Origin of the sequence: Duganella sp. LjRoot269 (genome assembly GCF_964254095.1) — a bacterium.
Taxonomy (GTDB): domain Bacteria; phylum Pseudomonadota; class Gammaproteobacteria; order Burkholderiales; family Burkholderiaceae_D; genus Rugamonas; species Rugamonas hordei.
In genome coordinates this window covers 121,985-143,899 of the sequence record NZ_CAXUSL020000001.1, presented here as the reverse complement: position 1 = coordinate 143,899, position 21,915 = coordinate 121,985, and the positions used below count along the sequence as shown (strand labels likewise).

The following is a 21,915-nucleotide window of genomic DNA, read 5'->3' as shown; positions in this document are numbered from 1 at the left end:
GCATGAACGCACCTGACAACTCCTTCGGCCGCCGCGGTTTCCTGAAAGTGGCCGCTGCGGCGGGCGGCAGCCTGATGGTCGGCTTCTGGACCCTGCCCGGCGAGGCGCTGGCTGCGGCCGGGGCCGAGGCGCCGGCCATGGCCCCGGCCGACCTGAACGCCTTCATCGCCATCGGCGCCGACGACTCCATCACGCTGACCATGCCCAAGGTGGAAATGGGCCAGGGCACCTACACCTCGATTCCGATGCTGATCGCCGAGGAGCTGGAAGTGGACATGGACAAGATCCTGCTGCGTCATGCGCCGCCGGACGCCAAGGTCTACGGCGCGCCGTTCGGCGACCAGTTCACCGGCGGCTCGCTGTCGATGCGCACCATGTATGAACCGATGCGCCAGACCGGCGCCGCCGCGCGCATGGTGCTGATCCAGGCCGCCGCCGACGAATGGAAGGTGGCGCCGGACAGCTGCCGCGCCGAGCACGGCGAAGTGGTGCACGCGGCCAGCGGCCGCCGCATCAAGTACGGCAAACTGGTGGCGGCGGCCGGCAAGCTGCAGCCGCCGGCCAAGATCGCGCTGAAGGAGCCCAAGGATTTCAAACTGATCGGCAAGCCGCTGAAGCGCCTCGACGCCAAGGGCAAGACCGACGGCACGGCGCAATACGGCATCGACGCGCAAGTGCCGGGCATGAAGGTGGCCGTGGTGGCGGCCAGTCCCGTCATCGGCGGCAAGCTCAAATCCGTCAACGACGCCAAGGCGCGCAAGATGCGCGGCGTGCGCGCCGTCGTCAAGCTCGATAACGCGGTGGCCGTGGTGGCCGACAACTACTGGTACGCCAAGCAGGCGCTGGCCGCGCTGGACATCGTGTGGGACGAAGGCCGTTACGCCAAGCTGGCCACCGGCGACGTGCGCCAGATCATGCTCGACGCGCTGAAGACGCCGGGCAAGGTCGCCCGCAACGACGGCGACGCGCTGAAGGCCATCGCCGCTGACGGCAACCGCGTCGAAGCGGTGTACGTCAACCCGATGCTGGCCCACGCGACGATGGAGCCGATGAACTGCACGGTTCACGTCAAGGCCGATGGCACAGCCGAGATCTGGACCGGCTCGCAGGTGCCGGCCCGCGCGCGCGACGACGCGGCCAAGGCGCTGGGCCTGGCGCCGGAAAAAGTCACGCTGCACAATCACCTGATCGGCGGCGGCTTCGGACGCCGCCTGTACACCGACTACGTGGTGCAGGCCGCGCTGGTCGCCAAACAGGTCAAGGGCCCGGTCAAGCTGGTGTGGAGCCGCGAGGAAGACATCCAGCACGGCCTGTTCCGCGGCCTGTATGCGCACTCGGTATCGGCCTCGCTGGACGCCGGCGGCAAGCCGGTGGCGTTCTCGCACAAGATCGCCGGCCCTTCCAACCTGGCCGCGTTCGCGCCGGGCTGGCTCAAGGACGGCCTCGATATCGACAACGTCGAGGGCTCGGACATCTTCTCCTACGATATCCCGAACATGCGCAGCGAGTACACGCAGGAGGACGGCCCGGTGCCGACGGCGTTCTGGCGCGGCGTCGGCCCGACCCGCAACATGACGGTGCTGGAGAGCTTCATGGACGAGCTGGCGCTCAAGACCGGCCAGGATCCGTTGGCCTATCGCCTGTCGTTGCTGGGCAAGGAGCCGCGCGCGGCCAACGTGCTGAAGATCGCGGCGCAGAAGGCCGGCTGGGGCGAGAAGCTGCCGGCCCGTTCCGGACGCGGCATCGCGCTGATGCGCGCCTGGGGCACCTACATGGCGCAGGTGGTCGATGTCAGCGTCAACGACGCCGGCGACGTCACGGTCAAGCGCGTGGTGTGCGCGGTCGACTGCGGCCAGGTGGTCAATCCGGACACCGTCGCCGCGCAGGTCCAGAGCGGCATCAACTACGGCCTGACGGCGGCGCTGTTCGGCGCCATCACGGTCAAGGACGGCCGCGTGGAGCAGAGTAATTTCCACGACTACCGCATCCTGCGCATGGCCGAGGCGCCGAAGATCGAGGTGGAAATCGTCAAGAGCGGCGAGGCGCCGGGCGGTATCGGCGAACCGGGCACCGCCGGCGTCGGCGCCGCGCTGACCAACGCGGTGTTTGCCGCGACCGGCCAGCGCGTGCGCGAGATGCCGATCAATCCGGATCTGCTGAAGAAGGCGTAGTGTAGTCGTGCAGCTGCGTTGGCGGCAGGCTGATACAATGGAGCGGTGAAAAAGCTCCTGCTCATCCTGCTGCTGACCATTCTGCCCATCCAGCACGCCTGGTCGATGGCGGCCGTCTATTGCCAGCACGAGCCGGCCACGGTCACGCACTTTGGCCATCATGGACACCAGCACCAGGCGCAGTCCGACGATGGTGCCGACAAGAGCAAACCGGTCAAGGTGCATTCCGACTGCGAAGTCTGTCATCACGCGGTGCAGGCTTCGGTGCCGGCCGGCGGCGGCGTTGACGTCGCCGTCGAGGCCATCGGCCATGCCCCGACTGCCGCGCGGCGTTACCTGTCTCATATCTCCGAAGGGCCCCAGCGGCCCAATTGGCTGCTCGTCGCCTAGCGCGGCGAGGCCTGCAACTACCTTCCCTGTTCAAGTCTCGTCGAATTCCTTTCCTATTGTCTGGAGAATTCGATGTACAAATATCTTTTGCCGCTATGGCTAGCGGCATGGCCTGCCTGTGCGCGGGCCGAAATCGAGCCGTCCGCACCACTGACGCTGCGTGCGGCGCTGGCGCTGGTCGTCGGCGCCAATGCCGAACTGTCGGCCGCGCGCCATGAGCTGCAGGCGGCCGACGGAACGGTGCGGCAGGCCGGCCTGCCGCCCAATCCCACCTTATCGCTCGAGCGTACCGATACGCGGCGCGACACGCGCGAAACCACGATTCAACTGAGCCAGCCGCTGGAGCTGGGCGGTAAGCGTGCAGCCCGCATGACGGCGGCGCAGCGCGGGCGCGACAGCGCATCGGCCGAGCTGGCGCTGCGGCATGCGGCCTTACGCGCCGACGCGATCGATGCATATTTTTCCGTGCTGGCCGCGCAGGAGCACGTGCGGCTGGCGCAGGAAGCCGGCGATCTGGCGCAACGCGCCGCCGCCGCAACGGGCCGGCGCGTGGTGGCTGGAAAGGTATCGCCGGTGGAGGAAACGCGTGCCCGGGTGGCGGCTTCCAGCGTGCAGCTGGAGCTGATGCGCGCGCGCGGCACGCTGGCCGGCGCACGCAAGCGGCTCGCCGCGATGTGGGGTAATCCGGCGCCGCGTTTCGAGCGAGCCGACGGCGTCATCGACGTGCTGCCGTCGCTGCCGGACCAGGCGACGTTGCGGCAGCGGCTGGAGCGTTCGCCGGCGATGGCGTTGGCGCGCTCGGAGCTGGCGCGGCGCCAGGCGTTGTCGCAAGTCGAGGTGAGCAGGCGCACGCCCGACCTGACGTTCAACGTCGGCAGCAAACGCTCGGAGGAACTGGGTCGCACGCAGGCGGTGTTCGGCCTTTCCGTTCCCTTGCCATTCTTTGACCGCAACCAGGGCAACGTGCTGGAGTCGGCGCGCCGCGTCGACAAGGCGCGCGATGAGCTGGAGGCAGCCACGCTGCGGCTGGATACCGAGCTGTCGCAGGCATATGAGGATTTCGACGTCGCCCGTCAGCAAGCGTTGGCGCTGCGCGGCGACATCCTGCCGGGCGCTCAAAGCGCGTATGACGCGGCCAGCACCGGCTTCGAATACGGAAAATTCGGCTTCCTCGACGTCCTCGACGCCCAGCGCACCTTGCTGCAGGCGAAATCCCAATATCTGAATGCATTGGCGGACGCGCACCGCGCGATGGCAGCCATTAGCCGCATTCTCGGAGAAGAACATGAATAAAAAGCAGAAAATCATCATCGCCGTCATGGCGCTCATCGGCCTGTTGTTGGCCGCGTGGATCATGATGCCTAAGCGCCCGGCCGGACGCGAGGAGGTGGAGCACGGCGCCCCTGAGAAGGAGGAGATGATCGCACTGAGCGACGCGCAGCTCAAGGCCGCCGGCGTGACGCTGGCCGCGGCCGCGCCTGCGGCGATCAAAGTGGCCATCACGTTGCCGGGTGAGATCCGTTTCAACGAAGACCGTACCGCGCATGTCGTACCCAAGCTGGCGGGCGTCGTCACCAGCGTGCATGCCGAGCTGGGACAGAACGTGAAGCAAGGGCAGGTACTGGCGGTGATCGCCAGCAGCGGCTTGTCCGAACAGCGCAGCGAACTGCTGTCGGCGCAACGGCGGTTCGCGCTGGCCAGCACCACGTTCGAGCGCGAACAGCGGCTGTGGCAGGACAAGATCTCCGCCGAGCAGGACTACCTGCAAGCCAAACAGGCCATGCATGAAGCCGAAATCGCGGTACGCAACGCGCGCCAGAAGATAGATGCACTTGGTACTGGTGCGGCCGCCGACGCAAGCGGAAACCTGAACCGCCTGGAACTACGGGCGCCGTTCGACGGAGTGGTAATGGAAAAGCATCTGGCGCTGGGCGAAGCGGTCAAGGAAGACGCCAACGTCTTCACAATCTCCGACCTGTCGTCGGTGTGGGCCGAGTTGGCCGTGCCGCCGAAGGACTTGAACCGCGTTCGCGTTGGCGAGACGGTGATGGTAAAGGCGTCGGCCTTCGAGGCGCAGGCCAGCGGCAAGATCACTTATGTCGGCTCCCTGCTGGGCGAGCAGACCCGTACCGCCAAGGCGCGCGTGGCACTGGCCAATCCCGACCGCTCGTGGCGGCCTGGCCTGTTCGTCAACGTCGAGGTGCTGTCCGGGCAGGCCGATGCCGCCGTCGTTGTGTCCACCGAGGCTATCCAGACGGTGGAAGACAAGCCCGTGGTGTTCGTCAAGGTTGCGGGCGGCTTCCGTGCGCAGCCGGTGGTCGTCGGCCGCAGCGACGGCAAGCTGACCGAGGTGCTGCAAGGCCTGCAGGCCGGTGCGCAGTACGCCTCCGCCGGCAGCTTCGTGCTCAAGGCGGAACTGGGCAAGGACAGCGCCGAGCATGCGCACTGAGACGGGAGCACACCATGTTTGAACGAATTATAAGATTCGCCATCGACCAACGCTGGCTGGTATTGCTGCTTGTCGCCGCGATGGCGGCGGTCGGCATCTACAGTTATCAAAAACTGCCGATCGACGCCGTGCCCGACATCACCAACGTGCAGGTGCAGATCAACACCGCGGCGCCGGGCTACTCGCCGCTGGAGACCGAACAGCGCGTGACCTATCCGATCGAAACGTTGATGTCCGGCCTGCCGAAGCTGGAGCAAACGCGTTCGCTGTCGCGCTATGGACTATCGCAGATCACCGTCATCTTCAAGGACGGCACCGACATCTTCTTCGCCAGGCAGATGGTCAGCGAACGCATACAGGAAGCGCGCGCGCAATTGCCCGCCGGTGTAACGCCGGCCATGGGACCTGTATCCACGGGGCTGGGCGAAATCTACCTGTGGACGGTGGAGGCCAAGCCGGGGGCGAGGAAGGCCGATGGCACGCCCTACACGCCGACCGACCTGCGCGAGATCCAGGACTGGATCATCAAGCCCCAGCTGCGCAACGTGGCTGGCGTGACGGAGATTAACTCCATCGGAGGATTCGCGAAGGAGTACCAGGTGGCGCCGAATCCGCAGCGCCTCGCATCCTACGGGTTAACCCTGCAGGACGTGGTGACGGCGATCGACCGCAACAACGGCAACGCCAGCGCCGGCTATATCGAAAAGCGCGGCGAACAGCTGCTGGTGCGCGCACCAGGCCAGGTCAAATCGCTGGACGATATCCGCAATATCATCCTCACCAACGTCGACGGCGTGCCGGTGCATGTGCGCGACGTGGCCGACGTCGACATCGGCCGCGAGCTGCGCACCGGCGCCGCGACGGAGAACGGGCGCGAAGTGGTGTTGGGCACGGTCTTCATGCTGATCGGCCAGAACAGCCGCGCCGTTTCGCAGGCGGTGGACCGCAAGATGGCCGACATCAACCGCAGCCTGCCTGCCGGCGTGCAGGCGGTGACCGTGTACGACCGCACCACGCTGGTCGATAAGGCCATCGCCACCGTGAAGAAGAATCTGCTCGAAGGCGCGGTGCTGGTGATCGCCGTGCTGTTTGTCTTCCTCGGCAACATCCGCGCGGCGCTCATCACGGCGATGGTGATCCCGCTGGCGATGCTGTTCACTTTCACCGGCATGGTCTCCTTCAAGGTCAGCGCCAACCTGCTCAGCCTCGGTGCACTGGACTTCGGCATCATCGTCGACGGCGCGGTGGTCATCGTCGAGAACTGCGTGCGGCGGCTCACCCACGCGCAGGCTCGCCACGGCAGGAGCCTGACGCGCGCCGAGCGCTTTGACGAGGTCTTCGCCGCCGCGCGCGAAGCACGACGCCCGCTGCTGTTCGGGCAGTTGATCATCATGGTGGTCTACCTGCCGATCTTCGCGCTGACCGGCGTCGAAGGGCGCATGTTCCATCCGATGGCGCTGACCGTGGTGATGGCGCTGCTGGGGGCGATGCTGCTGTCGATCACATTTATTCCCGCCGCCGTCGCGCTCTTCATCGGCGACAGCGTGGTCGAGAAGGAGCACCGCAAGCTGTCCGCGTGGTATGCCGGGGTGCTGGAGTGCGTGCTGGCCAATACGCCGGTGGTGCTGGCGTTCTCCGGCATCGCGGTGCTGTTGTCGGTGCTGCTGGCCACACGCATGGGCAGCGAATTCGTTCCGAGCCTGAACGAAGGAGACTTTGCGATCCAGGCATTGCGCATACCCGGCACCAGCCTGACGCAATCGGTGGAGATGCAAAAGCAGGTCGAACTGACGCTGAAGCAGAAGTTTCCCGAGATCGAGCGTATCTTCGCGCGCACCGGCACGGCGGAAATCGCTTCCGATCCGATGCCGCCCAACGTCTCCGACGGCTACATCATGCTGAAGCCGGAATCGCAATGGCCGGCGCCGAAGAAATCCCGCGATGAACTGCTGGCGGCGATCCAGAACGCCGCCGCTCAAATTCCGGGCAACGCCTTCGAATTCTCGCAGCCGATACAGCTGCGCTTCAACGAGCTGATATCCGGCGTGCGCAGCGACGTCGCGGTCAAGCTGTTCGGCGACGACATGGCGGTACTGAACGAAACCGCCGCGCGCATCGCCACCACTCTGGGCAAGGTGGACGGCGCGGCCGAGGTCAAGGTAGAGCAGACCAGCGGCCTGCCGGTGCTGACCGTGGAAATAGACCGCGGCAAGACCGCGCGCTATGGCCTGAACGTGGGCGACGTCCAGCAGACCATCGCCACGGCCATAGGCGGCACCGAGGCGGGCACCATGTTCGAGGGCGACCGGCGCTTCGACATCGTGGTGCGGCTGCCGGATGCGCTGCGCAGCGACCTGGATGTAATACGGCGGCTGCCGGTACCGCTGCCGAAAGGAGACGGCGTCACGCATTTCATCCCGCTGGGCGAAGTGGCGACGTTCAGTATCGCGCCGGGACCGAACCAGGTCAGCCGGGAGGACGGCAAGCGGCGAGTCGTCATCAGCGCCAATGTGCGCGGGCGGGATATCGGTTCCTTCGTTGCGGAGGCGGAGGAACGCCTGCGCCAGGTGGCGGTGCAGGCGGGTTACTGGACCAGTTGGGGCGGACAGTTCGAGCAGCTGCAATCTGCGTCGCGGCGCTTGCAGATCGTGGTGCCCGCGGCGCTGCTGCTGGTGATGGTGCTGCTGTTCGCGATGTTCGGCAATCTGAAAGACGGCCTGCTGGTGTTCAGCGGCATACCGTTCGCGCTGACGGGGGGCATCGCCGCGCTGGCGTTGCGGGGCATCCCGCTATCGATATCGGCAGCGGTGGGCTTTATCGCGCTGTCGGGCGTGGCGGTGTTGAACGGGCTGGTACTGATCTCCTTCATCCGCAGCCTGCGCGAGGAAGGGCGCACGGTGGAGCAGGCGATCCGCGAAGGCTCGCTGGGCCGCCTGCGACCGGTACTGATGACAGCCCTGGTCGCGTCGCTGGGGTTCATACCGATGGCCATCGCCACCGGCACGGGCGCCGAAGTCCAGCGCCCGCTGGCGACGGTGGTCATCGGCGGCATCCTGTCCTCCACCGCACTGACGCTGCTGGTGCTCCCCTTGCTCTACCGCCTGGCCCATCTTACATGGGCGTCAAGCGGATGGCCTGGCCGCCGCCGGGAGCCAGTTTGAGTTGAAGCGCTGTCTTCGCTGTGACGATCTTCTTCTCGATGACGATGTCGAAGCGGTGGCTGGTGCGGTAGTCGGCCTGGTCGCCGTCGCGGTAGATTTCGGCGGTGTAGCGCTTGCCGGCGTCGAGGAAGTCCAGCGGCAGCGACAGCGTGCGCGCCTCGCCGTCCGTCACCGAGCCGACGTACCAGTTGTCGGAGTGGCGGTCTTTGCGGGCGATGGTCGCGTATTCGCCCATGCTGCCATGGATCACGCGCGTGTCGGCCCAGTCGGTCGGCACGTCCTTGATGAACTTGAACGGACCGGGATACTTCTCATAGTTCTCGATCAGGTCCGCCGCCATCACCACCGGCGAGTAGATCACCACGAAACTGGCCAGCTGCTTGGCCTGCGTCGAGTTGATCGGCTTGCCCTTCACGCCTTCCAGGCTCAATATGCCCGGCGTGTAGTCCATCGGCCCGCTCAGCATGCGCGTGAAGACCAGGTTCACTTCATGATCGACGCTGTTGATCGGATTGCCCCAGGCGTTGTACTCCATGCCGCGCGCACCTTCGCGCGAGATCCAGTTCGGATAGGTGCGGCGCAGGCCCGTATCCTTGATCGGTTCATGCGTGTCGATCGCCAGCTTGTAGCGCGCCGCCTCCGTTACCGCCTTCAGGTAGTGCCGCGAGCCTTCCTGGGAATCGGTGTAGCCATAGTGCGTGCCGCCGCCGGCGCTGTGGAACTGCGCCGTGCCGGCATCAGTCACGTAGCCGGACTTGATGCTGTCCACGCCATGCTTCGCATACAGCTGGTAGGCGGCATCCATCTGGTCTTCGTAGCGCGCCACGTTGCCGCCGGTTTCGTGGTGTCCGATCAGGCGCACGCCCTTCTTGATGGCGTAGGCGCTGGTGGCGGCAAGGTCGAAGTCCGGATACGATTGCGTGAAGCTGAAGTCCGAGCCGTCGCCGTACCATTTGCCGTCCCAACCGATGTTCCAGCCTTCCACCAGCACGCCGCGGAATCCGTTCTTCGCGGCGAAGTCGATGTAGCGCTTGGTGTTTTCCGTGGTGGCGCCGTGCTTCGCGCCCGACCCCCAGGTGCTTTTCTCAAGGTGCATTTCCCACCACACGCCGACGAATTTCGACGGGCGCACCCACGATACATCCCCCAGCTTGTTCGGTTCATTCAGGTTCAGGATCAGGTCCGACATATACAGCCCCGCCGCGTTGTCGGCGATCTGCATGGTGCGCCATGGCGTCGTGAAAGCGCCCTGCCGCTCGACCGGCGCGCCGATGGCCGATGGCGTCAGGTGCGCGCGCAGCTTCTGGCCGTCCACCTTGCGCAGCCACATCGACGCATAGTCGACCAGCGCCGCCTCGTGGAAGGCGATGTGCGTGCCGTCCCTGGTGCGTATCGTCATCGGCGTATTGGCCATGCCGACTTCGCTCAGCGGCGTCTTGCGGATCGCGTATTCCAGCGCCGCCATCTCGCCGGCCTGCTGCCACCACGCGGTGGCCGGCGCCGCGACGATGAACTCGGTCAGCTCATCGGCGATCTTCGTTTCCTTCAACTGCGGCTGGTCCGGAATCTCGTAGCGGAAGCCGACGCCGTCGTCGAACACGCGGAACACCAGCGCCATGCGGCGGTTCTGCTGCGCCTTCTGCACCAGTTCCAGCCGCAGCTCCTTGTAGTGATTGCGCACGTAGCGGCGCTCGCCCCATGGTTGTTCCCATGTGTCGTCATGCTCGGTGACGGCCTGCTTGTCGAGCGAGAAACCGCCGTCGAGCTCCGGCGCGTTGGCCAGCAGGAAACCCAGCCGCGACGGCGCGATCAGTTGCTTGCCATGCCGCTGCACCTCGTACGCCAGGCGGCCGTCGCCGCCCAGCTGAACGGCCACGCTCAGCACCTTGTCCGGCGACGACACGGTCGCCAGTATGTCGTCGGCCAGCGCGCTGCCGGTGCTGGCGTACACGCCCAGCATCATGCTGCAGGCGGAGATCCAGCGGATTTTGACGGGAGTTGTATGCACTTGCTGTTCCTTGTTATGACGATGCGCAGTGCGCCGCGATGTAGGCGGCTTGCGACGGCATCTGGTTGACGCACAGCCCGATGACGGAGGCGATATTGTCCAGGTACTCGACTACTTCTTTTTCTTCCAGCAGGTCGGCCAGCGGATGGTAGCCGTCGGCCTTGATGCCCTGGCCGTGCAGCACTTGCAGCCAGCCCACTTCGGCGAACAGTTCGTTGTCGACGCGGACGATGCGCCCGCGCGAGCGATACAGCTCCATCTTGGCGCGCAAGGTGTCCGGGATGTCCATGGTGCGGCAGTAGTCCCAGAACGGTGTGTCGTCGCGCTCCGTGGCGTGGTAGTGCAGGATCAGGAAATCGCGGATGCGCTCGACCTCGAAGTCGCACTGCCGATTGAACTCGGCGATGTCGGCGGCCTGGAAGCCTTTGTCCGGGAAGAAGGTGATCAGCTTCGCAATCGTCGACTGGATAAGATGGATGCTGGTCGATTCCAGCGGCTCCATGAAGCCGGACGACAGGCCCACCGCCACCACGTTCTTGTTCCACACCTGCTTGCGCTTGCCGGTGGTGAAACGCAGCAGCTTGGGATCGGCCAGCGGACGCCCGTCCAGGTTAGCCATCAGGATGCCGGCCGCCTCGTCGTCGCTCATGTGCCGGCTCGAGAAGACATGGCCATTGCCGGTGCGGTGCTGCAGGCCGATACGCCATTGCCAACCCGCCGGCCGCGCGGTGGCGCGGGTGTAAGGCGCCAGCTCGGTGGATGCCAGCTCGCACGGCACCGCGTAGGCGCGGTCGCAGGGTAGCCAGTGCGTCCAGTCCTCGAAGCCCGTATGCAGCGCCTGTTCGATCAGCAGGCCGCGGAAGCCGGAGCAGTCGATGAACAGTTCGCCGCCGATCAATTCGCCGCTTTCCATGCGCACCGCGTCCACATGCCCGTCCGAGGCGCGCATCAGCGTGTCAACCACCTTGCCCTCGATGCGGCGCACACCCTTGGCCTCGCTGTACTTGCGCAGATAGCGCGCATACAGGCCGGCATCGATGTGGAAGGCGTGGACGATATCGCCCAGCGGCGAATTGCCGTGCGAGCGGTCGGCGCGCATGAACTTGTTGGCCTTGGCCGCCATGCGGTTGATCGAATACCTTTCGATGTCCGGCGCCTTGCCCGCCTGGTGCATGCGCAGCCAGTACTGGTAGAACGGCAGCGTCGCCAGGTCCTGGCCGAAGATGCCGAAGCCGTGCATGTAGCTGTCGCCTATCCGGCCCCAGTCGCGGAACTCGATGCCCAGTTTGAACGTGGCCTTGGTCTCGCGCATGAACTCATCTTCGTCGATGCCCAGCACGGTGTTGAACAACTTGATCATCGGGATCGTCGATTCGCCGACACCGACCGTCGAAATCTCGTCCGACTCGATCAGTGTGATCTTCACCTTTTCGCCCAGCACCCGCGACAACGCCGCCGCCGACATCCAGCCGGCGGTGCCGCCACCGACGATCACCACGTTTTTGACGTTCTCCATTTACTCTGCCTTTATTAGTATCCTGTAGCTCCACGGCGCCATGCCGAAGCGGCTGCCGCTGTCCACGCGCACCGTCTCCCCGGTGCCGAAATCGCGGTAAGCGCCGGCGTGCAGGTCGCCGCTGAATCCGGCCTGCACTACCTTGCCACTCAGGTTAAACACCGCGAATACCTTGTCCTTCGCATTCTGCCGCACAAAGCTGAACACCTGCTTTGGCGCGTCGTTCGGCACCTGCAGCATGGTCGCGCCCCATTCTCCGTTCCACAGGGCCGTGTTGCGCTTTTTCAGCGACAGCAGGTTTTTGTACAGCGCTTCGTATGGCGATGGCTGCCACTGTATCGCATCCCGCTCGAAGAAGGCCAGCCGCTTGCGGTTGCCGGCCTCCTGGCCGTTGTAGATCATCGGCATGCCTTCGCTGACGAAGGAAAACGCGATGGCCGCATCCACCGCCGGACCGAAGATCTCGAACTCGGTGCCGTCCCATGCGTTCTTGTCGTGATTGGTGGTGTACAGCATGCGGTAGGCCTGCTTCGGATAGAACTTCTGGTTCCATGCGTAGTAGGTGTACAGCGAGGTGGCATCGGCCTTGCCCTCGGCGACGGCGCGCAGGCCGTCCCACCAGCTCCAGGCGTAGCTGGCGTCGAAGGCGTAGGCGTGCATGTCGCGGCTTTCCCATTCGGCCAGCATGAATACCGGCTTGATGGCGCGCAGCTCGCGGCTGGCGTTGTCCCAGAAGTCCTGCGGTATCAGGCCGGCGGCGTCTGCGCGGTAGCCGTCCACACCGGCTTCGCGCACCCAATAGGTCATTGCCTGGGTCATGTAGCGGCGCAGGCCGGGCTGGGTGTAATCGAGGTCGATGATGTCGTCCCAGTCGTACCACGGCGTTGGATGGGCGTTGCCTTTGTAGTCCTTCTCGTACCATTCGGGATGGCTGGTGCGCAGCACGTTGTCCCACGAGGTGTGGTTGCCGACCCAGTCGAGGATCACGTGCAGGCCGAGGCCGTGGGCGGCGGTTACGAAGTGCCTGAAGTCGTCCAGCGTGCCGAATTCTGGATTGACGGCCATGTAGTCGCGCACCGCGTACGGGCTGCCCAGCGCGCCCTTGCGCTTGGCCTGGCCGATCGGGTGGATGGGCATCAGCCACAGGATATCGACGCCCAGCTCCTTCAGGCGCGGCAGCTGCTGTTCCGCAGCGCGGAAGGTGCCTTCCGGTGTGAACTGGCGGGTGTTGATCTGGTAGATGCTGGCGTTCGTGGTCCATTCCGCGTGCTGGAAGTGGACGTAGGGTTTGGGTTGATACGGATCGGCTGCGTGGGCGATGCCGACGGTGGCCAACAGCAGGGCCATGAGGAATTTGGTCATTGGTGATGCCGGTAGATGAAGCAAAAAAAGCCGGATTCCGGTGAGGGATCGGAATCCGGCGCAAAACGGAGCTTAGAACTTGACGTTGACGCCTGCCGTGTAGGTCCGGCCGTAGACCACCGTGTTGGTGATCAGGTTCGGATCGGACGCGTACTCGCGAAACGGCGTGTTGGTCCAGTTATGGCCCTGCAGGAAGACCGATACGCCCTTCAACCAGCCGCTCTGGAACTCGTACGAGGCTTGCAGGTCGACGATGGTTTCGCCCTTGATGAAGGTGAACTGCGAATCGCTGCGATAGTCGAGGATCTGGCCGACGAAGCTGGAGCGGCGGTGCGCCGCCCATGCCAGCTGCACGCCGTTGTTTTCGTAGTAGAGCCGCAGGCTGCTGACGTTCTTCGACAGGCCCGGCAGGCCGATCTCGGACACGCTGTCCTTGAACACCGGGCCGTTCTGCGGCGAGACGAAGCCGCTGGTCGGCAGCTTCACCGAGCTGTCGGTGAACGAGTAGTTGGCGGCCACGCCGAAGCCGTCCAGCCACGGCGTGACCAGCGAGAACGGCACGTTGACCGCCACTTCATAGCCGTGCATATTGCCGCCCGAACCGTTCTGCGGCTTGGTCAGGAAGCCCACGGTCGAACCCGCGTACGGACCGGTCGTCGGCAGCGGCGTGTTGGCGCTGGTGTAGGGCTTGAAGTCGAACAGCTCCGGCGCGTTGATGATGTAGTTGTCCAGCTTTTTGAAGAAGCTCGCCACGCTGATGTAGCCCTTCTTGCCGAAGTACTTCTCGTAAGACAGGTCCAGCGACCGGGCCTGGTAGGGCTTCAACTCCGGATTGCCGGCGAAGCCGGTCAGCGCCGGCGCCACCGAGGTGGCGTTCTGCACCGCGAAGTCCAGGCTGGCCTTCATGTTGTCCAGGTTGGCGCGCGAGATCTGCTTGCCGGCGCCAAGGCGCAGCTTCTGTTCGCCGCCAAGGTCGAACGCCACGTTCATGCTCGGCAGGACGTTGGTGTAGCTGGCGCCACCGGTGCGCACGCTGTACGGACAGGTGTCGAAGGTGATGCCGGTGCAGCGCGCCAGATCCACCTGGTTGCCCGAGGCCTGCTGCTTGGTGTTGACCACCTGCAGGCCGAAGTTGCCGGTGTACGGCAGCGACATCAGCGTGCCGTCCAGGTCCGCCATCGCATATGCGGTGGCCACCTTCTCGCCGACCGACCAGTCGCGAGACAGCACGGTGGCGTCGACCCAGCGGTTCAGGTCATAGATGGTGCCCAGCGTGCCGGTCGGGTCGAAGGACGCGACCATCAGGCCCGAGGCGCCGGCCGGCGCCACATCGGTGCCCGGCATGGCGGCGCTGGCGTAGCCGTCGCCGCCCTTGATCGACAGGCGTCCCTCCTGGCCGGTGCGCGACTTGTCGCGCTTGGTGTAGTTGATGCCGAAGGTGGCCGACGCCAGCGGACCCCATTCCAGCTCGCGGTGCGCGGTCAGGCGCACGCTGTTGACGGTGTCGTCGATGTTCGGCAGGCTGACGTAGCCGGCCTGCGGCGAGTTCGGTCCGCCGCCCCAGCCGTCCACGTCGGTCAGCAGCGCGACCTTGCGGTCCGAGTAATCGAGGCTGGTCTTGTATTTGACGTCGGCGAAGTTGGTGCCGTTGAAGCCGCTGAACGAGATCGAACCGAGCTGGCTGGCCGGCGTGTTGCCCGGCTGGCCTGCCGTGGTCTCGTAGTTCGAGATGTTCTTCACGCCGTGCGAATGCGACAGGTCGGTCTCGACGCGCCACTTGTCGTCCAGCTTCAGCTCATTGTTCCAGCCGAAGGACGCCAGTCTATCCTCGTTCGAATACAGGTGGTTGCGGACGTCGGCCTTGTAGTTGCTGATGGTGCCGCTGCTGGCGATGCCGTTCGAGACCACGGCGTTGGTCAGCACGCCGTTCGGATCGTAGGGGCCGGTGCCGAATGCCACCGCGCCTTCGATGCCGGTCTTCTTGGTGCTTTCGTCGCCGCGCGAATAAAACACGTCGACGGTGGATTTGAAGTTCTGGTTAGGCTTGTACTGCAAGGTCAGCGAGGCGCCATCGCGGTCGCTCTTGCGGCGCGAGATCTCGGCCAGGAAGCCGCCCGGCACCGCCACCTGCGCGCCGTTGTAGTCCAATGTCGGCGCCCAGCCGCCCCAGCTGTCGAATTTCAGTTCGCCGCCGTTGTCTTCCTTGAACTTGGTCAGGCCCAGCGACAGGCCGATGGTGCGGTTGGCGAACTGGTCGACATAGGTGAGGGTGGCGCGGTGGCCAGAGCCCAGGTCCGAGCCGGAATCGACGCCGATGCGTTCCTTTTTCGCGCTGGCGGCCAGCACGCGCTTGCCGAAGTCCAGCGGACGCAGGGTGCGCAGGTCGATGGTCGAGGCCAGGCCCTGGCCCATCAGGCTGGCGTCCGGGGTCTTGTACACCAGCACGGAGCCGGTCAGCTCGGACGGGAACAGGTCGAATTCCGGGCTGCGGGCATCGCTGGTGGACGCCTGCTCGCGGCCGTTCAGCAGCGAGCCGTTGAAGCTCGGCGACAGGCCGCGCACGCTGACGTCGGTGGCCTTGCCATTGACCTTGTTGCGCTGCGTGGTCACGCCGCTCAGGCGCGAGATCGACTCGGCCACGGTGTTATCGGGCAGCTTGCCGATGTCCTCGGCGGAAATCGCCTCGACGATGGAGCTGGAGTTTTTCTTGATCGAGATCGCTTCCTCGATGCCGCGGCGGATGCCGGCCACGGTGACGACGGTCATCTCGGCGTCGGTCTTCTTCTTCGCTTCCGCCTTGGCCTTGGCGTCGTCGGAGGTGGTGTCGGCCTGCTGCGCATGGGCCAGGCCGAACATCATCAAGGCGCAGGCCGCCGCCATCGGGTGCAGCCGGAAGCGCCCCTGTACTGTTTTGGTGGTCATAAAAGTGTCCCTAAAAATTATTGTGGTTGCAGGACGGATGTTGTAGCGGAAGGAAAATAGGGTCAATCACGCGCTGTCCGGAAAATAAAGGAAGCCTGAAGATTGGCCGCCAAGTGCCTGATTTGTCGCGCATTGCCTTGTCGGGGCCTGATGTGGTGTTTTGTCTACGCTGCACGTAATTTAGCTACAAAGCGCGCTACACTTTCAGCATGAAAATATTAATGATCGAAGACGACCTGGCCATAGGCCGGGCGCTGCTGTCGGTGTTCCAGGACGAGGGACACGCGGTAATCTGGGTGCGGATGGCGGAGGGCGCGATCGCCCGGCTGCAGTCCGAGCCGTTCGACGCCGTGCTGCTCGACCTCGGCCTGCCCGACGGCGACGGCAACGCGCTGCTGCGCGACATGCGGGCGCAGGGCCTGTCGCTGCCGGTGCTGATCATGACGGCGCGCGACAGCCTGGAGGACCGGCTCAACGGCTTCAACACCGGCGCCGACGATTACCTGATCAAACCGTTCGAGATTCCCGAGCTGCTGGTACGGTTGCGCGCCATCGTGCGCCGCGCGAACGGCAACGTCGACGGCGGCGAATCGCTGTGGACCTTGGGCGAGTTGGTGCTCGACGAGAGCCGCATGCTGGTCACGCGCGCCGGCGCGGCGGTGTCGTTGTCACGCACCGAGTTCGCGCTGCTGCTGACCTTGATGAAGCAGTCCGGCCGCGTTTTGACGCGCGCCGAATTGGAACAGGGCTTGCCGTACAGCGTGGGGCAGACGCTGGATGTGCACATCTCCAATCTGCGCAAGAAGGTCGGCGACCGCGTGATCCGCACGGTGCGCGGCGTCGGCTACATGGTGCAGCGTGGATAAGCAGTCGTCGCTGTTCCGGCGATTGATGCTGGGTTTTTCCGGCGTGATTGCGCTGGTGGCGCTGGCCGGGTTCACCTATGTGGCGTTCGAGGCCAAGGCCACGCAGCGCAACCGCACCGCCAGCGAGAACGCCGCGCACACGCGCGAGCTGTTGCTGCATCTGATGGAGATCGCCGACCAGCCGGAGCGCATGCGGCGCGCGGCGGCCATGCTGGAGTCGGTGCGCAAGGAGATGTTCCGCGAGCTGGATTACCACTCGCGCGTGCGGCTGAAGGTGTGGAAGGACGGCGCACTGCTCTACAACTCGCTGCCGGATCTGCCGGAGGTGCTGCCGGCGCCAGGCAGTGCCGCTGCCCGCCACGCCAACGCCTGGGTCAGCGCCGTCGAGCGCGATGCGACGCATGGGCTGGTGGTCGAGCGCAGCCATGAGGTGGACGATGAATGGATGCTGAGTTTTTCCGGCGTCAGCTTCCTGCTGTCGTCGACAATCTTCAGCCTGCCCTTGCTGCTGCTGCCGGCATGGCTGATCGTCGGTATCGGACTCAGGCCCTTGCGCTCGATCGCCGATGAGATCGAGGCGCGTTCGGTGTCGGACCTGACGGCGCTGCCGGATTCCGACTACCGCGAGCTGTCGCCGCTGGTGATGGCGATCAACCGGCTGATGACGCGGCTGAGCCAGCGCATCGAGCGCGAACACGAATTCCTGACCGACGCCGCGCACGAGTTGAAGACGCCGCTGGCGGCGATCCAGATCAACGCCCATCTGCTGCTGAGCCGCAGCGCGGCCGAGAGCCCGGAGCGCAGCGCCGAAGCGGGCCAGGGCTTGCGCGACGGCGTAGCGCGGGCCACGCACATGGTGCACCAGTTGCTCGCGTTCGAACGGGCGCGCGCCGAGCCGGGCGCCGAGCCCCTGCCGCAGACGGATTTGTGCGGCTTCGTGCGCAGCCGGCTGGCGTCGGCGGCGCCGCTGGCTGTGCAGCGCGGCATCGATATCGAGTTTCAGTCGGAAGCGTCGTGCGCCATGGCGATGCATGTCGAGAGCATGGCGGCGCTGCTGGACAATTTGATCAGCAACGCGATCAAGTATTCGCCGGAGTCGGGCAAGATCCATGTGCGGCTGGCGGCGCTGGAGCAGGGCTACCGCCTGACCATCGCCGACCAGGGGCCCGGCATTGCGCCGGCCCTGCATCGGAAAGTGTTTGAACGTTTCTACCGCGTGCCGGGACAGGAGCAATCCGGCAGCGGCCTTGGACTGGCGATCGCCGAGCGGGCGGCGGAGCGCAACGAAGGCACCATCACGCTCGCCGCCGGCGATGACGGCAAAGGACTCACCGTCACCGTCGACTTCGAAATCCGGGGTCAGATCTGACATTCGGACACGAGCTCTGCCGTAACGGCCTTTACGGCAGAACTCGTGTCCGAATGTCAGATCTGACCCCGGGGTTTTACTTACTCTTGCGGAGTCAGCGCCAGGGCGGAGCTGAAGTCGCCCATCGGCTTGGCGCCGTTGGCGGCCAGCGCCTTGTCACGCGTGACCAGGCCGTCCAGTACCGGCAGGCCGAAGCGGCGGGTGATGGCGCGCAGGATCGAGGCCGAGTCATATTGCGTATGGTCGACGCCCTTCTTCACGTACGGCGACACGATGATCGTCGGCACGCGGGTGCCCGGGCCCCACTTGTCGCCCTTCGGTGGACTGGCGTGGTCGTAGAAGCCGCCGTTCTCGTCGTAGGTGACGATCACCAGCATGTTCTTCCACTGCGGGCTCTTTTTCAGCTTGGCGATGACGTCGGCGATGTGGGCATCGCCGTCGGCCACCGAAGCGTAGCCGGCGTGCTGGTTCAGGTTACCCTGCGGCTTGTAGAACGCCACCGGCGGCAAGGTGCCGTTGGTCACATCCGCCACGAACTGGGTGTCGTAATCCTTCAGGTGCGCCGCGCGGTAGGCCGCGTTCTTCACCGGATCCATGTTGGCGAAGTAGTTGAACGGCTGGTGGTGGAACTGGAAGTTGGGCGGATTGGTGATCGCGCCGCGCGTGGTGCCGGTGGTGGCGGCCGTCGTGTCCTTCCAGGCGCCGGCGTACCAGGCCCAGTCGACGTTCTTGCCGGTCAACAGGTCGCCGATGTTCTTCTGCGTCTGCGGCGGCAGCGTGGTGGCCTTGCTGGTGTCCGCGTACAAGTGGGTGCTGTCGTCGGCGGCGAAGCTGTTGCTGCTTGGCTGGAACGGCGGCTGCATGGTATTGACCGCGTAGAACATGCCGGTCGAGTCGGCCGGCGTGATGGCGCCGTCGTTGGCGTAGGCCGGTGCGCCGTTCAACACGCTGGCCGGGGCGTTGGCGGCCGGCGTCAGGCGCACGAAGTTGCCGTTGGAGTCGACGTCGATCTTGGCGATCGATCCCTTGGCCACCGAGGTGTCGGCGTTCGGGTATTGCGGCGCGCAGGCGCAGATCAGGTACTGGTGGGTCAGGAAGGAACCGCCGAAGGCGCCGATGAACATGTTGTCGGCCAGCGCGTATTGCTTGGCGATGTCCCACATCTTCATCTTGCTGCCGTCGTAGTAGCCCATGGTGAGGCCGCCGGCATCGCTGTAGGCCGCGAACTTGTCGTTGGCGCCGCCGTTGATCTGCATCTGGTTGTTGTAGAAGCGGTGCACCAGATCGCGCGTGATGACCGATTGCGCCATGTACAGCGGGCTGTTGGCGTCGTCGATCTGGAACGGCTTGTTTGGCAGGTTGGCCGATTGCGCCTGCGTGATCACGACGCTCTGGCCGGCGGCGGCCATGCCGCCCCAGGTCGGCGGCAGCACCGGCAGCGCGCTGCCGTCGAAGTCCTTCTGCGCCACGTAGGCGCTGGTCGAGGTCGGGTTCACGCCCGGCACGCCGTTGGCGCCAGGGAACAGGCCGTACAGGTTGTCGAAGCCGCGGTTCTCGGCGTAGATGACGACGATGTTCTTGATGTTGTTCAGCGCCAGGCCGGAGGTCAGCGTGGCGGCGATGTCGGCCGGCGCGCTCAGCGTGCTGGCGGCGGCGATGACGTTGGTGACGCTGGCGTTCTCGGCCTTCAGCTTGGCCTGGTCGTCGCCGCTGACGGCGTTGATATCGGCCACCAGGTTCGCTTCGGACACGCCCAGCTTGGCGGCCAGCTTGCTGCTGGCGGCGGCGAAGTCGCCGCCGTTGGCGTCCATCATGGCGACCAGTTCGGTGGTGATGGCGTCGACAAAGCCGGTGTGGCCGTTCGGCGCGCGCAACACCAGTTTCTGCGTGACCTTGGTGCCGGCGTCGCCGACGGCGTCGTGGCGGATGGCGTCGGTGCCGACGGTGACCAGCAGCGCGCCGGTGCTGGCGCCGGTGATGGCGAACTTGCCGTCGGCGCCGGTGCGCACGGACGAGGAGCCGCTGTCGCAGGTCAGCTTGGCGCTGGTGCTTTCCAGGCAGACCACGGCGTTTTCATAGTAGCTGCCGACCACCTGGCCGCTCAGCGTCGGGACGCCGTCGGACGAGCTGCCGCAGGCGATCAGGCCGGCGCCCAGGCCGATCGACATGAGCATGAGGGGGAGGGGCCGCATCGGATTGAGTTTCATCTTCTTGCCTTGTGGGTGGGGTGTCAAAGCGGGTCATGCTAGGCATCAAATATTTCAGGACGATGAAATGGTGTGTATCGTTTTGTATCTTTGGCTTTGTGTCATTCAGCGGTCATTTCATGTTGCTAGGCTTGCGGCATGAAACAGATTTATATTGCCCTGATCGCCGCGCTGCTCAGCGCCTGCCATGGCGAGACGCCGCCCGCGTCCGCCTCCGCTCCTGTCGCCAAACCGGCCGCCAAGCCGGCCGCCGCCTATGCGCCGATGAAACGCCAGCCGCCGGTGCCGGAACTGACGGCGATGGGCCGCGCGATGTTCCACGAGCCGACGCTGTCGGCATCCGGCCGCATCAGCTGCGCCAGCTGCCACAACCCGGACAACGGCTACAGCCCGGCCAACCGGCTGTCGGCGCAGCTGGGCGGCGGCGATGGCGCCACGCAGGGCACGCGCGCCGCGCCGTCGCTGAAGTACCTGCAGACGGTGCCGCCGTTCACCGAGCACTATCACGACGACGATGGCGACGACAGCACCGACGCAGGTCCTACCGGCGGCTACGATTGGGACGGCCGCGCCGGATCGGCACACGAGCAGGCGCGTGGTCCGCTGCTGTCGCCGCGCGAGATGGGCAACAAGGACGATGCGGCGGTGGTGGCCAAACTGCGCAACGGTCCGCTGGCGGCGCAGTTCCGCAAGACCTTCGGCGACGACATCTTCGACCACGACGACGCGGCGATGCGCGCGGCCTTGATGGCGCTGGAAGTGTTCCAGGAAAGCCCGGCGGATTTCTATCCGTACACCAGCAAGTACGACGCCTTCCTGCGCAAGCAGGTCACGCTGACGCCACAGGAAGCGCGCGGGCTGGCCTTGTTCAACGACGAGGCCAAGGGCAATTGCGCATCCTGCCACATCAGCCGCATCTCGCAGGGCGGCGCCTTCCCGCAGTTCACCGATTACGGGTTGGTCAACCTCGGCGTGCCGCGCAGCGGCAAGCTGGCGGTCAACGCCGATCCGAAGTATTTCGACCTCGGCCTGTGCGGCCCGGACCGCACCGACCTGCGCGACCATCCCGAATACTGCGGCCGCTTCAAGACGCCGTCGCTGCGCAACGTGGCCCTGCGCAAGGTCTACTTCCACAACGGCAGCTTCGACAGCCTGGAGCAGGTGGTGCGCTTCTACGTGCAGCGCGACACGGTGCCGCAGAAGTGGTATCCGCGCAATCCGGACGGCAGCATCCACAAGTTCGACGACCAGCCGCGCGGCATGGACGACAACGTCAACGTCGAAGCCCCGTTCGGCGGCAAGCCCGGCAGCAAGCCGGCGCTGACCGACCAGGAGATCGCCGACGTGGTGGTTTTCCTCAAAACGCTGACCGACGGCTACTCCGGGGTCAGATCCGACGTTCGGACACGGACCCAGCAGTAGAGCGGCTTAGCGTCCAGCTCGTGTCCGAATGTCGGATCTGACCCTAATGCCGTTAAGTTAAGGCGCGTCGTT

Annotated in this window: 13 protein-coding genes; 8 read left to right on the top strand and 5 right to left on the bottom strand. The window is 65.3% G+C overall.

The annotated features are described in order from the left end of the window. Nucleotides 1–2 precede the first annotated feature (2 nt). From ACSQ3S_RS00475 to ACSQ3S_RS00455, 5 genes are all read left to right on the top strand, one after another. Nucleotides 3–2,171 (top strand): molybdopterin cofactor-binding domain-containing protein, encoded by a 2,169-nt coding sequence (locus tag ACSQ3S_RS00475; protein WP_436141293.1) that lies wholly within the window; start codon nt 3–5, stop codon nt 2,169–2,171. A 45-nt stretch (nt 2,172–2,216) separates the two neighbouring features. After that, complete coding sequence (locus ACSQ3S_RS00470; protein WP_176653442.1) at nt 2,217–2,561, top strand: hypothetical protein; 345 nt, start codon at nt 2,217–2,219, stop codon at nt 2,559–2,561. Between the two features lie 72 nt (nt 2,562–2,633). Next, nucleotides 2,634–3,854 carry a TolC family protein gene (locus ACSQ3S_RS00465; protein ID WP_436141292.1) on the top strand — a complete coding sequence of 407 codons (1,221 nt, stop codon included), beginning with the start codon at nt 2,634–2,636 and terminating at the stop codon, nt 3,852–3,854. After that, entirely contained in the window at nt 3,847–5,010 is a 1,164-nt protein-coding gene (locus ACSQ3S_RS00460; protein WP_436141291.1) for an efflux RND transporter periplasmic adaptor subunit, read from the top strand. Before ACSQ3S_RS00465 ends, ACSQ3S_RS00460 begins: the two co-directional genes overlap by 8 nt. A gap of 14 nt (nt 5,011–5,024) precedes the next feature. Then, nucleotides 5,025–8,171: an efflux RND transporter permease subunit gene (locus tag ACSQ3S_RS00455; RefSeq protein ID WP_436141290.1), complete on the top strand. Its 3,147-nt coding sequence runs from the start codon at nt 5,025–5,027 to the stop codon at nt 8,169–8,171. On the opposite strand, the gene ACSQ3S_RS00450 is transcribed toward ACSQ3S_RS00455, so the two are convergent. The 4 genes from ACSQ3S_RS00450 to ACSQ3S_RS00435 all read right to left on the bottom strand — a co-directional run bounded on the left by ACSQ3S_RS00450 (nt 8,122) and on the right by ACSQ3S_RS00435 (nt 15,979). Then, the gene (locus tag ACSQ3S_RS00450) at nt 8,122–10,179 is read right to left on the bottom strand and encodes a glycoside hydrolase family 97 protein (protein WP_436141289.1); all 2,058 of its coding nucleotides are present in this window, start codon (nt 10,177–10,179) and stop codon (nt 8,122–8,124) included. The two genes, ACSQ3S_RS00455 and ACSQ3S_RS00450, sit on opposite strands and share 50 nt — an antisense overlap. A gap of 13 nt (nt 10,180–10,192) precedes the next feature. After that, entirely contained in the window at nt 10,193–11,695 is a 1,503-nt protein-coding gene (locus ACSQ3S_RS00445; RefSeq protein WP_436141288.1) for a tryptophan halogenase family protein, read from the bottom strand. Continuing rightward, on the bottom strand, nt 11,696–13,057 hold the full coding sequence (locus ACSQ3S_RS00440) for an alpha-amylase family glycosyl hydrolase (protein WP_436141287.1): 1,362 nt from the start codon (nt 13,055–13,057) through the stop codon (nt 11,696–11,698). 72 nt (nt 13,058–13,129) lie between these two features. After that, the gene (locus tag ACSQ3S_RS00435; RefSeq protein ID WP_436141286.1) at nt 13,130–15,979 is read right to left on the bottom strand and encodes a TonB-dependent receptor; all 2,850 of its coding nucleotides are present in this window, start codon (nt 15,977–15,979) and stop codon (nt 13,130–13,132) included. A gap of 221 nt (nt 15,980–16,200) precedes the next feature. Here ACSQ3S_RS00435 and ACSQ3S_RS00430 point away from each other — a divergent pair, with 221 nt between their 5' ends. Both ACSQ3S_RS00430 and ACSQ3S_RS00425 read left to right on the top strand, forming a co-directional pair. Further along, complete coding sequence (locus tag ACSQ3S_RS00430; RefSeq protein ID WP_413447711.1) at nt 16,201–16,845, top strand: response regulator; 645 nt, start codon at nt 16,201–16,203, stop codon at nt 16,843–16,845. A gap of 25 nt (nt 16,846–16,870) precedes the next feature. Continuing rightward, nucleotides 16,871–18,214 (top strand): sensor histidine kinase, encoded by a 1,344-nt coding sequence (locus ACSQ3S_RS00425; RefSeq protein WP_218087897.1) that lies wholly within the window; start codon nt 16,871–16,873, stop codon nt 18,212–18,214. An 80-nt stretch (nt 18,215–18,294) separates the two neighbouring features. On the opposite strand, the gene acpA is transcribed toward ACSQ3S_RS00425, so the two are convergent. Continuing rightward, the gene (gene acpA / locus ACSQ3S_RS00420; RefSeq protein ID WP_436141285.1) at nt 18,295–20,421 is read right to left on the bottom strand and encodes an acid phosphatase; all 2,127 of its coding nucleotides are present in this window, start codon (nt 20,419–20,421) and stop codon (nt 18,295–18,297) included. 138 nt (nt 20,422–20,559) lie between these two features. Here acpA and ACSQ3S_RS00415 point away from each other — a divergent pair, with 138 nt between their 5' ends. After that, nucleotides 20,560–21,843, top strand: a complete 1,284-nt coding sequence (locus ACSQ3S_RS00415; protein WP_436141284.1) for a cytochrome-c peroxidase — start codon at nt 20,560–20,562, stop codon at nt 21,841–21,843. Nucleotides 21,844–21,915: the final 72 nt, after the last annotated feature.

Coding starts and splice junctions, on each gene's coding strand:
- ACSQ3S_RS00415 (WP_436141284.1), top strand. CDS start 20,560: ATGAAACAGATTTATATTGCCCTGATCGCCGCGCTGCTCAGCGCCTGC.
- ACSQ3S_RS00435 (WP_436141286.1), bottom strand. CDS start 15,979: ATGACCACCAAAACAGTACAGGGGCGCTTCCGGCTGCACCCGATGGCG.
- ACSQ3S_RS00455 (WP_436141290.1), top strand. CDS start 5,025: ATGTTTGAACGAATTATAAGATTCGCCATCGACCAACGCTGGCTGGTA.
- ACSQ3S_RS00445 (WP_436141288.1), bottom strand. CDS start 11,695: ATGGAGAACGTCAAAAACGTGGTGATCGTCGGTGGCGGCACCGCCGGC.
- ACSQ3S_RS00430 (WP_413447711.1), top strand. CDS start 16,201: ATGATCGAAGACGACCTGGCCATAGGCCGGGCGCTGCTGTCGGTGTTC.
- ACSQ3S_RS00460 (WP_436141291.1), top strand. CDS start 3,847: ATGAATAAAAAGCAGAAAATCATCATCGCCGTCATGGCGCTCATCGGC.
- ACSQ3S_RS00475 (WP_436141293.1), top strand. CDS start 3: ATGAACGCACCTGACAACTCCTTCGGCCGCCGCGGTTTCCTGAAAGTG.
- ACSQ3S_RS00465 (WP_436141292.1), top strand. CDS start 2,634: ATGTACAAATATCTTTTGCCGCTATGGCTAGCGGCATGGCCTGCCTGT.
- acpA (WP_436141285.1), bottom strand. CDS start 20,421: ATGAAACTCAATCCGATGCGGCCCCTCCCCCTCATGCTCATGTCGATC.
- ACSQ3S_RS00425 (WP_218087897.1), top strand. CDS start 16,871: ATGCTGGGTTTTTCCGGCGTGATTGCGCTGGTGGCGCTGGCCGGGTTC.
- ACSQ3S_RS00440 (WP_436141287.1), bottom strand. CDS start 13,057: ATGACCAAATTCCTCATGGCCCTGCTGTTGGCCACCGTCGGCATCGCC.